Origin of the sequence: Stenotrophomonas sp. NPDC078853 (genome assembly GCF_044901215.1) — a bacterium.
In the GTDB taxonomy this organism is placed as follows: domain Bacteria; phylum Pseudomonadota; class Gammaproteobacteria; order Xanthomonadales; family Xanthomonadaceae; genus Stenotrophomonas; species Stenotrophomonas lacuserhaii.
Genome location: NZ_JBJDOQ010000006.1, coordinates 53322 through 65960 on the forward strand (window position 1 = coordinate 53322; position 12639 = coordinate 65960).

8 protein-coding genes, 2 tRNA genes and 1 pseudogene are annotated in these 12639 nt (G+C 64.5%); all 11 read right to left on the reverse strand.

From position 1 onward, the window contains the following. Nucleotides 1-1941, reverse strand: a pseudogene (gene pnp, locus ACI2JH_RS08355) (polyribonucleotide nucleotidyltransferase); the annotation flags it as partial. A gap of 151 nt (nt 1942-2092) precedes the next feature. Next, nucleotides 2093-2353, reverse strand: a complete 261-nt coding sequence (rpsO, locus tag ACI2JH_RS08360; RefSeq protein WP_057507957.1) for a 30S ribosomal protein S15 — start codon at nt 2351-2353, stop codon at nt 2093-2095. A 171-nt stretch (nt 2354-2524) separates the two neighbouring features. Further along, entirely contained in the window at nt 2525-3433 is a 909-nt protein-coding gene (truB, locus tag ACI2JH_RS08365; protein WP_404735929.1) for a tRNA pseudouridine(55) synthase TruB, read from the reverse strand. A gap of 88 nt (nt 3434-3521) precedes the next feature. After that, the gene (gene rbfA, locus ACI2JH_RS08370; RefSeq protein WP_042613000.1) at nt 3522-3905 is read right to left on the reverse strand and encodes a 30S ribosome-binding factor RbfA; all 384 of its coding nucleotides are present in this window, start codon (nt 3903-3905) and stop codon (nt 3522-3524) included. An 89-nt stretch (nt 3906-3994) separates the two neighbouring features. Continuing rightward, the gene (gene infB / locus ACI2JH_RS08375; protein ID WP_182656637.1) at nt 3995-6640 is read right to left on the reverse strand and encodes a translation initiation factor IF-2; all 2646 of its coding nucleotides are present in this window, start codon (nt 6638-6640) and stop codon (nt 3995-3997) included. 92 nt (nt 6641-6732) lie between these two features. Further along, nucleotides 6733-8244, reverse strand: a complete 1512-nt coding sequence (nusA, locus tag ACI2JH_RS08380; RefSeq protein WP_042613002.1) for a transcription termination factor NusA — start codon at nt 8242-8244, stop codon at nt 6733-6735. 4 nt (nt 8245-8248) lie between these two features. Further along, nucleotides 8249-8833 (reverse strand): ribosome maturation factor RimP, encoded by a 585-nt coding sequence (rimP, locus tag ACI2JH_RS08385; protein WP_042613003.1) that lies wholly within the window; start codon nt 8831-8833, stop codon nt 8249-8251. 332 nt (nt 8834-9165) lie between these two features. Beyond that, nucleotides 9166-9242, reverse strand: a tRNA-Met gene (locus tag ACI2JH_RS08390). A 648-nt stretch (nt 9243-9890) separates the two neighbouring features. Next, a tRNA-Met gene (locus tag ACI2JH_RS08395) sits at nt 9891-9967 on the reverse strand. A gap of 122 nt (nt 9968-10089) precedes the next feature. After that, nucleotides 10090-11550 carry an NADH-quinone oxidoreductase subunit NuoN gene (gene nuoN, locus ACI2JH_RS08400; RefSeq protein ID WP_101100734.1) on the reverse strand — a complete coding sequence of 487 codons (1461 nt, stop codon included), beginning with the start codon at nt 11548-11550 and terminating at the stop codon, nt 10090-10092. Between the two features lie 36 nt (nt 11551-11586). After that, nucleotides 11587-12639: NADH-quinone oxidoreductase subunit M (locus ACI2JH_RS08405; protein WP_404735930.1), on the reverse strand; the 1053-nt coding region annotated here is incomplete at its 5' end.

Genomic DNA, 12639 nt, shown 5'->3' on the forward strand with positions numbered 1-12639 from the left:
ATACTTTAACGGCAGCAACTTGAAGAAGGCAACGAATACCATTATATTGGATACATTGAATAAGTATATGCTAAACTTCTCGAAGTACGAGGTGAACTGATAGATGCGGGCCTTTGCAGCCTGCGCAGCGATGGCATTGACCGAGGCGATGATGATGGTGCCGTCATCCTGGATGTCGATCTGGGTGCCGGTTTCCTTGGTGATCGCCTGGATGGTGGAACCGCCCTTGCCGATCACTTCGCGGATCTTGTCCGGGTGGATCTTGATGGTCAGCAGGCGCGGCGCGTAGTCCGACAGCTCCTGGCGCGGTGCCGTCAGGCCGTGGGCCATCTCGCCCAGGATGTGCAGACGGCCGGCCTTGGCCTGCTGCAGTGCCTGCTTCATGATCTCTTCGGTGATGCCTTCGATCTTGATGTCCATCTGCAGGGCGGAGTTGCGCTCAGCGGTACCGGCCACCTTGAAGTCCATGTCACCCAGGTGATCTTCGTCACCCAGGATGTCGGACAGGACGACGAAACGCTCGCCTTCCTTGACCAGACCCATGGCGATACCGGCCACCGGCGACTTGACCGGCACGCCGGCGTCCATCAGGGCAAGCGAGGAACCGCACACCGAGGCCATCGACGAGGAGCCGTTGGATTCGGTGATTTCCGACACCACGCGGATGGTGTACGGGAAGGCTTCCAGCGACGGCATCACGGCGAGGACGCCGCGCTTGGCGAGGCGGCCGTGGCCGATCTCGCGACGCTTCGGGCCCATCATGCGGCCGGTCTCACCCACCGAGTACGGGGGGAAGTTGTAATGGAACAGGAAGTTGTCCTTGTACTCACCGGACACGGCGTCGATCACCTGACCGTCGCGGGCGGTGCCCAGCGTGATGGTCACGATAGCCTGCGTTTCACCGCGGGTGAACAGCGAGGAGCCATGGGTACGCGGCAGGATGCCGGTCTTCACGGCGATCGGGCGGACGGTGTCCAGCGCACGGCCATCGATGCGGACCTTGGTGTCCAGCACCGAGTTGCGCATGGTGCTGTATTCCAGCTCACCGAACTCCTTGGACAGCTCGGCCGGATTCCAGCCTTCGGCGGCCACGCGGCCAGCCAGCGACTCGAACACGTCCTTCTTGATCGCCGAGATGGCGTCACGGCGCTGCAGCTTGTCGCGCACCTGGAAGGCTTCGCCCAGACGCGGGCCGATGGCTTCCTGCAGGGCGCTGATCAGCACGTCGTTCTTGGCCGGGGCGGTCCAGGTCGACGGCTTGGTGCCGGCTTCCACGGTCAGCTCGTTGATCGCGTTGATGACCTTCTGCATTTCGCGGTGACCGAAGGTCACGGCGCCCAGCATCACGTCTTCGGACAGCAGCGCGGCTTCGGATTCGACCATCAGCACGGCGTTGGAGGTACCGGCGACAACCAGTTCCAGCTCCGAATCCTTCAGCTCGGTCACGGTCGGGTTGAGGATGTACTCACCGTTCTTGTAACCGACCTTGGCAGCGGCGATCGGACCCTTGAACGGGGTGCCGGCCAGCGACAGCGCGGCCGAGGCACCGATCAGCGCGGCGATGTCGCCGTCGATGTCCGGGTTCAGCGACATCACCGTGGCGATGATCTGCACTTCGTTCTTGTAGTCTTCCGGGAACAGCGGACGGATCGGGCGATCGATCAGGCGCGAAATCAGCGTCTCTTTCTCGGTCGCACGGCCTTCACGCTTGAAGAAGCCACCCGGGATACGGCCACCGGCGTAGAACTTCTCCTGATAGTCACAGGTCAGGGGGAAGAAGTCCTGGCCCTCACGCGCGCTCTTTGCGGCAACGGCGGAGACCAGCAGCACGGTATCGTCGAACTTGACGATGACGGCACCGCCGGCCTGGCGGGCGATTTCGCCGGTCTCAAGCGTGACGGTGTGTTTGCCGTACTGGAAGGTTTTGGTGATTTTTGCCACGGAGGGTGTCCTTGGGATGCTGTCTGCGAATGGACCGTCGGCGACCCGTGCCGCCTGCGGGTGACCGGTCGTTCCGGTCTGAATGCGATGGGTATTACGGTGCTACAAAACAAAACCGCGGCGCATCGCTGCGCCGCGGACGATTCGTTGCTTAGCGACGCAGGCCAAGCTTTTCGATCAGACCCTTGTAACGGGTCACGTCTTTCTTCTTCAGGTAGTCGAGCAGGCTGCGGCGGCGGTTGACCATCTGCAGCAGGCCACGACGGCTGTGGTGATCTTTCTTGTGGGTCTTGAAGTGGCCGGTCAGCAGTTCGATGCGGGCGGTCAGCAGGGCGACCTGGACTTCCGGGGAACCGGTGTCGGCGGCGCTGCGCTTGTTGTCTTCAATAACCTTCTGGGTGTCGATCGACATTTTCTTTTCTCTTCTGATGCGGGGCCAGCAGGAACGTGTTCACGCACCGCTTGGCTCGCCGTAGGCTGATGATGATCCTGCACGACGCAGGGTGCCCGTGAAAGGGCCGCAAAATTGTAACGGGAGCGCCCTCCCGGAACAAGGTCCGGGGCTGAATGGCCCCGGCGGATGTCACCGATTGAAGCGCCGCTGGGACGCCAGCAGCCCGCTTTCATCGACCTGCCCCAGCCCGCAGGCAGCGCCGTCAGCGCCATGGACCACCACCAGGCCTTGCGGCCAGCGGGTGTCGCGTTGACGCTGGCCCAGGCAGAAGCGGGCCGCCTGCTGTTCATCCAGGTCGACCCGGGGGTAATCCACCAGCCCGGCCGAAAGCGGCAACAACAGGGCTTCCATGCCGGTTTCATCACCGGAATCGGCCATGCTGCGCAGCTGATCGAGGGTGACCATCGCCGGTTCGGCGAACGGCTCCACCCACAAGCGGCGCAGCGCGCTGATGTGCGCCCCGCACCCCAGCGCCTCGCCGAGGTCGCGGGCGATGCTGCGGATATAGGTGCCCGAGCCGCAGGTGACGCGCAGCCGCAGGCGGTCCGGCTGCTGCTCGAGCACCTCGATGGAGCGCACTTCGACGTCGCGTTCGGGCGCCTCGATGGCATCGCCACGACGGGCCTTCACATACAGCGGCTCCCCACCCTGCTTGAGCGCGGAATAGATCGGGGCACGCTGGCGGATGTGGCCGGTCAGCGCCGCAAGTGCAGCCTGCAGGGCATCGGCACTGATCTCCGGCACCGGGCGCCGCAGCAGCACCTGCCCTTCAGCATCATCGGTATCGGTGGTCTGGCCGAGCACGACTTCCGCATCGTAGGCCTTGGCCGAGCCGAGCAGCAGGCCGGCGATCTTGGTGGCCTCGCCGAAACACAGCGGCAGCAGGCCGGTGGCCAGCGGGTCCAGGCTGCCGGTGTGGCCGCCCTTCTCGGCACGGAACAGGCGCCGGGCGACCTGCAGGGCCGCGTTGGAGCTCATGCCGCTGGACTTGTCGAGCAGCAGGATGCCGTCCAGGCGACGGAATTGGATACGTGTCATGGATATTCATCGTAGCGCCGGGCACTCCGCGGCGGGCAGGATCCGTGATGCAGGCAGTCGCCGGGGTTCATCCGGCGCCAGCGGATCCTTACTCTTCGTTGCCTTCGCGCTTCTTTTCCGCCGCGACGGTGTCGGGCAGTTCACGCAGCAGGTTGTCGATGCGCTCGCCGCGATCGACCGAATCGTCGTAATGGAAATGCAGCTCGGGCACGTGGCGCAGCTTCATCGCACGCGCCAGTTCCATGCGCAGGTGCCAGGCCAGTTCCTTCAGACCCTTCATCGCCTCTTCGGAGCGCTCGGCCATCAGCGCGGTCACGAAGATCTTGGCATGGGACATGTCGCGGGTGATTTCCACATCGGACACGCTGACCGAGGGCAGCCCGTGTTCGCGCACGGCGTTATGCACCAGGGTGCCAAGTTCGCGGCGGATCTGGGCGGAAACACGGTCGGTTCGATGGAAAGTCTTGGGCACGCGGCAGGGCTCTTTTATTTGGGGGGTGACACGGTGAACGGTGATGCCTTGAAGCAGGACCGGGCCTTTCGGCCCGGTCCCTTGCAGCATTACAGGGTGCGCGGCACTTCGATACGCTCGAAGCACTCGATCTGGTCACCCGGCTTGACGTCGTTGTACGCCTTCACGCCGATACCGCACTCGGTACCATTGCGGACTTCGTCGACGTTTTCCTTGAAGCGACGCAGCGATTCCAGCTCGCCCTCGAACACCACGACACTGTCGCGGAGCACGCGGATCGGCTTGTTCCGCTTGACGATGCCTTCCACGATCATGCAGCCGGCGACAGCGCCGAACTTCGAGCTGCGGAAGACGTCGCGGACATCGGCGATACCGATGATCTCTTCGCGGATCTCCACACCCAGCAGACCGGAAGCCACCTGCTTCACCTGGTCGATCACGTCATAGATGATCGAGAAGTAACGCAGGTCGACGCCGTTGGATTCAATGATGCGACGGGCCGAAGCATCCGCACGCACGTTGAAGCCGATCACGGTAGCCTTCGAAGCCACCGCCGAGTTGGCGTCCGATTCGGTGATGCCGCCCACGCCGGAGTGGATCACGTTGATGCGGATGTCGTCGTTGGACAGACCCACCAGCGCCTGGCTGAGTGCCTGCACCGAACCCTGCACGTCGGCCTTGATGACCAGGTTGAGCACCTGCTGGCCCTCGCCCTTGCCGAGCGTGGCCATGATGTCTTCCATGCGGCTGCCGGCGGACTGCACCAGGCGCGATTCACGGCGCTTGGTTTCGCGCTGCTGCGCCACGTCCTTGGCCAGACGCTCGTCTTCGACCACCACGAAATCATCGCCCGCTTCCGGCACGCCGGACAGACCCAGCACCTGCACCGGGATCGACGGACCGGCCTGGTCAGGCTGCTTGCCGGTTTCGTCGAACAGGGCACGCACGCGGCCGTACTGGATGCCGCACACCAGGTAGTCGCCCTTCTTCAGCGAACCCTGCTGCACCAGCACCGTCGCGACCGGGCCACGGCCCTTGTCCAGCGAGGATTCGATGACCACGCCGCTGGCGCGGCCGTCGGCCACGGCCTTCAGTTCCAGCAGTTCGGCCTGCACGGAAATGGCTTCCAGCAGGTCGTCGATGCCGAGACCGGCCTTGGCCGAGATCTCCACCATCTGGATGTCACCACCGAAGTCTTCGGATACGACCTGCTCGGTGAGCAGTTCGTTCTTCACGCGCATCGGGTCGGCACCGGACTTGTCGATCTTGTTGATCGCCACGATCAGCGGCACGTTCGCCGAACGCGCGTGCTGGATCGCTTCCTTGGTCTGCGGCATGACGCCGTCATCGGCAGCCACCACCAGCACCACGATGTCGGTCAGCTTGGCGCCGCGGGCACGCATGGAGGTGAAGGCGGCATGGCCCGGGGTATCCAGGAAGCTGATCACGCCCTTCGGCGTTTCCACGTGGTACGCACCGATGTGCTGGGTGATGCCACCCGCTTCGCCGGTGGCGACCTTGGTGCGGCGGATGTAATCCAGCAGCGAGGTCTTGCCGTGGTCGACGTGGCCCATGATGGTGACCACCGGCGGACGCGAGACGGCTTCGCCGCGCTCTTCACCGGTAGCAGCCAGCAGTGCCTCTTCGACGTCGTCATTGCCGGCGCGGACCACCACGTGGCCGAGTTCTTCGGTCACCAGTGCCGCGGTGTCGTGGTCGATGCTCATGGTGATGGTCGCCATGACGCCCATCTTGAACAGGGCCTTGACCACTTCGCCGCCCTTCAGGGCCAGCTTCTGCGCCAGGTCGGCGACGGTGATGCTGTCGCCGATCGCCACTTCACGCACGACCGGAGCCGTCGGCCGCTCGAACGCGTGCGGACCACTGTTCTGGCTGCCGCGCATGTCGCGACGGCCCGGCTGCGGGCGGCTGCCCGGACGGCCACGGTTGTTGCTGTTGCTGTTGCCACGGCGCGCACGGTCGGCGGCGGACAGATGCATCTGGCCAGCGAAACGATCACCACCCGGGCGATCGGTACGGGCCGGGCCGCGGTTGTTGCGGTCATCCGAACGCGGCGGTGCGGCACCACGCGGCGGCGCGGACGGGCCACCGGCCGGCGGACGTGCGGCGCGCGGGGCGGCCGGCGCGGCATCGGCAGCCGGGCGCGCAGCAGCCGGACGGCTGGCGGCAGCGGCTTCGGCGGCCTTGGCGGCGATGGCAGCTTCTTCAGCAGCCTTCTTCTCGGCCTCGGCACGTTCCTTGGCGGCAACTTCTTCCTCGCGCTTGCGCACGATGGCTTCATCGCGGAGGCGGTCCTTCTCCGCCAACGCTGCCTGTTCATCAAGATTGCGCTGGCGGGATTCCTCCAGCTTGCGCAGGATGTCGGCGCGCTCCTCATCCGGGGTCATGCGCGCGGCCGCCTTGTCGTAGGTGCGCTTCTGGCGCACTTCCACGTTCACGGTGGTCTTGCTGCGACCCGCGTTCACCGTCACTTCCTGGTGCTTGCGGCGGTTCAGGGTGATTTTCTTGGAAGCCTCGGTGGCTTCTTCGACGGCCTGCTCGGGCTTGCCGTGGGCACGACGAAGGAAGCCCAGGAGCTTCACTTTCTCGGTGCTGGTCACGACCTGTTCGGGACCGCTGAACTTCATGCCGGCACCCGCCAGCTGTTCCAGCAGTTTTTCAACCGGTGTATTGACCAGTTCGGCAAGCTTGCGGATGGTGGTTTGCTGCGACATTCGGATCCTATGATCTTGAGGGCGCCCCCCCGTTTGTGGAGGTAGCGCGGATTCTACGCCCTGATCGGCTCAGGGCCCTGTTCATTGCCGGCTCATTCGCCGCGTTCCAGTCGGGCGATCTCCTCGGCGCGGGCGGACAGGATCAGCGCCGCGGCGCGCTCCTGGTCCAGCCCCTCGATGCCGAATTCAACCACCTCGTCGGCAGCCAGGTCCGACAGGTCCTCACCGGTGCGCACGCCATGGCTGGCCAGGGCGTAGGCGGTAACCTCGTCCATGCCTTCCAGGGCGAGCAGGTCGTCGGCAGGAACGCCGTCTTCCAGGCCTTCTTCAACGGCCAGCGCCTCGTTGAGCAGCGCGTCACGGGCACGTGCGCGCAGTTCTTCGACGATGTCCTCGTCGAAGCCTTCCACCGCCAGCAGTTCGCCGACGGGTACATAAGCGATTTCTTCCACGGTACCGAAGCCTTCGCTGACCAGGATGCCAGCGATTTCCTCGTCCACTTCCAGCTTGTCCATGAACAGCTGGCGGGCCGAGGTCTGCTCGGCTTCGGACTTGGCGGTGACCTGGTCCTGGGTCATCACGTTCAACTGCCAACCGGTCAGGCGGCTGGCCAGGCGCACGTTCTGGCCGCCCTTGCCGATCGCCTGGGCCAGCCGGTCTTCGGCGACAGCCAGGTCCATCGAGTGCTTGTCTTCATCGACGATGATCGACTGCACTTCGGCCGGCGCCATCGCATTGATGACGAAGTTGGCCGGGTTCTCGTTCCACAGCACGATGTCCACGCGCTCGCCATTGAGCTCGTTGGACACCGCCTGTACGCGCGAACCACGCATGCCGATGCACGCACCGATCGGATCGGTACGGGTGTCGTGGGCCAGCACGGCGATCTTGGCGCGGTCGCCCGGATCACGTGCACAGGCCATGATTTCCACCAGGCCCTGGCCGACTTCCGGCACTTCCAGCTTGAACAGCTCGATCATGAACTCCGGCGCAGCGCGGCTGATGAACAGCTGCGGGCCACGCGGTTCGGAGCGCACTTCGGCCAGGTAGCCGCGCACGCGGTCACCGGCACGCAGCACGTCGCGCGGGATGCCCTTGTCCTTCGGGATGAAGCCCTCGGCGTTGCCGCCCAGGTCGACGAAGATGTTGCCGCGCTCGGCGCGCTTGACCACACCGGTGATCAGCTCGCCGACGCGATCCTTCCAGGCATCGACGACCTGCTGCCGCTCGGCTTCGCGCACACGCTGCACGATGACCTGCTTGGCGGCCTGGGCGGCGATACGGCCGAAGTCCGGGTTTTCGATCTGTTCTTCGACGTAGTCACCAACGTCGACGCCTTCGGCTTCGTCGATGGCGTCCATCAGGCGGATCTGGCGGTCCGGGGACTCCATGACCACGTCGTCTGCCACCACTTCCCAGCGGCGGAAGGTCTGGTAGGTGCCGTCCTTGTGGTCGATGACCACGCGCGCCAGCACTTCCTCATCGGGGTAGCGCTTCTTCGCCGCCGAAGCCAGGGCGGCCTCGATCGCGTCGAAGATCACTTCACGCGGCACGCCTTTTTCATTGGCGACCGCGTCAACTACCAGCAGAAGTTCCTTGCTCATTGGCTCACTCCGCGCGCGGCTTCTTGGCCGCAGGCTCGTTGGATGGATTTTTGGTCGGCTTCGGACGCTTGGCCGGACCGGTCGGCTTGCTCGGGGCCAGCCCCAGCGCCACCCAGTCGGGCATGATGCGTGCCTTGTCGATGTTGTCGGCCGACACCACCAGGGTGGTTTTGTCGACGGTGAAGCTGATCGTGCCCTGCTCGGCATCGACCGAATCGATCCGGCCCTGCAGGCGGCGACGGTTGTCCTGCGGCAGCTTCAGCTGCACCTTGGCGTTCTGGCCCAGGTGCTGGCCGAACTGCGCCAGGTTGAACAGCGGGCGATCCACGCCCGGCGAAGACACTTCCAGCGTGTAATTGCCGCTGATCGGGTCTTCGACGTCCATCTGCGCGGACACTTCGCGACTGACGCGCTCGCAGTCCTCGACGTTGATGGTGCGCTCGTCCTGCTCGGCGATCAGCACGTCGATGTACAGACGCAACGTAGCGCCGCCGGGTGCGGGCAGATACTCGACGCCCAGCAGTTCCAGGCCCAGCGCATCGACGGTGGGGCCGAGCAGATTCGCGATTTCGGTTGCCTTGTCGCTCACAGCCTGCCTTGTTGTTGAATGTGGAAGATATCCGGACCGCGGCGGGCCCGTTCCGGAAATGCAAAAGGGCCCGCTGGGCCCTTTGTCCGGTGAAATCCGGTCATTGGATTCCGGCCGCAGGGCGCGCTGACGCGATCCCTTGCGAAGCCCAGCTTCTGGTCGAAGCCGGTGGCGGGATGATCGCGCTCCATGCAGAGCCAACCATCAGATATACCGCCAGCCCGCTGATGATAGACCTTGCACCGGGTTGGTGCAAGCTGCGCGCGCCTTTGAAGCCCCTGAAACGAGAAAAGCGACTCCGTTTCCGGAATCGCTCTCGTCTGATGCCTAGTTGGTAGCGGGGGCAGGATTTGAACCTGCGACCTTCGGGTTATGAGCCCGACGAGCTGCCAGACTGCTCCACCCCGCACCAGAAGCGGAATTATGCAGCATTCTGCTGCGCTGCGCAACCCCTGCTCCACTTTTCCGTTGTTGGGTTGGTTGGTCGAACGGGTGAGACCCCCTCGCGGCTGGTGGCTGCTCAAGCTGGAGCTGGGGGTGGGCCGGGTAATGGGGCTGGTCGGGGGACGGCAAAAGCTGCATCCATGCGGGCCTCGTTTCGCGCCATCCATGGCGCTCAACGCCCCCGCCCAGCCCCATTACCCGACCCCTGACAGGTTCCGGTGGCCGCCGGCCGCGTAATGAAAAAAAGAAAGCGGTAGCGCCGACCCATGGTCGGCGAGCGCAGCGGGCCGTTGCCTGGCACATTCCGCCGACCATGGGTCGGCGCTACCCGGGCCCCCAGGGACCTGTCGGAGGTGGGACGGGGTGGGTTGGCGGGAACGCTCATCCGCATGGATGCGGATGGCGAGCCTACACGGACGTATTCACGGCGGTTCCCGCCAATCCACCCCGTCCCACCCAACCCGCAGCCCTGCAGCTTTTGCCGTTGCCGTTGCTTCAAAACGTGACGACCAACGGTCGTCACCCACCAGAGCTCACCCACCAGAGCTCACCAGGCAGGACTGAACCCCAGAACGAAAAAAGCGACCCCGTTTCCGGAGTCGCTTGTTCGTCTTGGTAGCGGGGGCAGGATTTGAACCTGCGACCTTCGGGTTATGAGCCCGACGAGCTGCCAGACTGCTCCACCCCGCATCAGAAGTGGTTGAATTGCTGCCCCGCGAGGGAGGCCTCTTGCAACGATGTTCTGGCAGAACCGCTGCAGTCACAACTCAGGAAACGAATATTACACTAATTGCGCAGCTTTGTATCGTTTTTCAGGAAATATGTGCAAATGCCTGCTGGCACCACACCATGATCGGGTTCCAGGCCAGGCCCAGCGCCAGCAGCGCCAGCGCGTTCACGCCCAGCACCACGCCCAGCACGCGGTCGTTGTTGCGCGGCAGCGGCTCGCCCACCGGCTCATCGAAGTACATGACCTTGATCACGCGCAGGTAGTAGAACGCACCGATCACCGCGCAGATCACACCCAGCAGCGCCAGCCACAGCATGCCGCCGTTGACCGCCGCGCCCAGCACGGCCAGCTTGGTCCAGAAGCCCAGGAACGGCGGAATACCCGCCATCGACGCCATGATGCACAGGATCAGCGCCGCCATCCACGGGTTACGGGCGTTCAGGCCCTTGTAGTCGTTGATGTTCTCGGCTTCGAAGCCGTTGCGCGACATCGCGATGATCGCGCCGAAGCCGGCGGTCGACATGATCGCGTAGCTCACCGCATAGAACAGCGCGGCGGCATAGCCCTGCGAACCACCACCGGCGATGCCCATCAGCAGGAAGCCGATGTGCGACACGGTGGAGAAGGCCAGCATGCGCTTCAGGTTGTGCTGGGCGATCGCCATCAGGTTGCCGATCACCAGCGACAACGCGGCCAGGCCACCGATCAGGAGCTTCCACTCATCCGACAGCGGACCCACCCCGACTTCCAACAGGCGGTAAGCCATGCCGAACGCAGCCAGCTTCGGGGCCGAGCTGATGAACAGCGCGACCGGTGCCGGGGCACCCTGGTAGACATCGGGCAGCCACATGTGGAACGGCGCCGCACCCAGCTTGAAGGCCACGCCGGCGATCATGAACACCGCGCCGGTCAGCAGCAGCATGCGCTCATCCGACTGCGGGATGGCGGCATTGATCGCGTCCAGGTGCAGCGAACCGGTGGCGCCGTAGATCAGCGACATGCCGTACAACAGCAGGCCGGAGGCCAGCGAACCGAGCACGATGTACTTCATCGCCGCTTCCGAGGCCAGGCCGTTGTCACGGTTGCTGGCGACCAGCGCGTAGGAGCACAGCGCCAGCAGTTCCAGGCCCAGGTAGACCATCAGCAGGCTGCCGGCGGAGACCAGGATCATCATGCCGGCGGTGGCGAACAGCACCAGCACCGGAATCTCGCCCTGGAACAGGTCGCGTTCGCGCAGGTAGCTCCAGCCGTACACCAGGCTCAGCCCGCTGCACAGCACGATCACCACCTTCATCACGTCGGCAGCGGTGTCACGCACGAACATGCCGTGGAAGACCTCCCCCTGCCCGCCCGTGCCGGTGGCCAGCATGACCAGCACCACCGCCAGTGCGGCGAGCGAGAACAGATGGGTGATCAGCTTGTTCTGCTTGCTGACGAACAGATCGAGGATCATCAGGGCGAAGGCGCTCGCGACCAGCACCAGCTCGGGAGCGAGCGGGGGCAGGTCAGCAGCGGTCAGTGGCAGCAACGGCGAGGTGGTCATTATCAAATCCTGGAATCAGTTCGCTCGGCGGGCCGATCAGAGCAGTTTGCTGGAAGCAATCTGCATCGCCAGCTTGGCGATCGACGGCTCCATCAGGTCGGTCAGCGGCTTGGGGTAGATGCCCAGGGCCAGTACGCCAATGGCGAACACGCCCAGCACCAGCCACTCGCGGCCGTTGATGTCCTTCAGTTCGGCGACGTGGGCGTTGGCCACTTCACCGAAGAAGATGCGCTTGTACAGCCACAGCGTGTAGGCGGCGCCGATGATCAGGGTGGTGGCAGCGCCCAGTGCGATCCACGGATTACGCTGGAAGGCCGCCATGATGACCATGAACTCGCCTGCGAAACCGGAGGTACCCGGCAGGCCGGCGTTGGCCATGAAGAACAGCATCGCGAAGGTGGCAAACCACGGCATCACGTTGACCACGCCGCCGTAATCGGCGATGCGGCGGCTGTGCATGCGGTCGTACAGCACGCCCACGCAGGAGAACATCGCACCGGACACGAACCCGTGCGAGATCATCTGCACCATCGCACCCTGCAGGCCCAGGCGGGCGGCGTCGGCATTGCCGGCCTCACGCACCAGCCACAGGGCGATGAACGTACCCAGGGTGACGAAGCCCATGTGCGCGATCGACGAATAGGCGATCAGCTTCGTCATGTCGTCCTGCACCAGGGCGACCAGGCCGGCGTAGATCACCGCGATCAGCGACAGCGCGATCACCCGCCAGGCCCATTCCATCGAGGCGTCCGGGACGATCGGCAGGTTGAAGCGCAGGAAGCCGTAGCCACCGATCTTCAGTGCGATGGCGGCCAGGATCACCGAACCGGCGGTCGGGGCTTCCACGTGGGCGTCCGGCAGCCAGGTGTGCACCGGGAACATCGGCACCTTGACCGCGAAGGCGATCAGGAAGGCGAAGAAGATCCAGGTCTGCTCGGTGGCGGTCAGCTGCAGCGCATACAGGTCTGCCAGCTGGAAGCTGCCGCCCTTCAGGTACAGGTAGACCAGGGCCACCAGCATCAGCACCGAGCCGAGGAAGGTGTACAGGAAGAACTTCAGCGCGGCGTAGATGCGGCGCGGGCCGCCCCA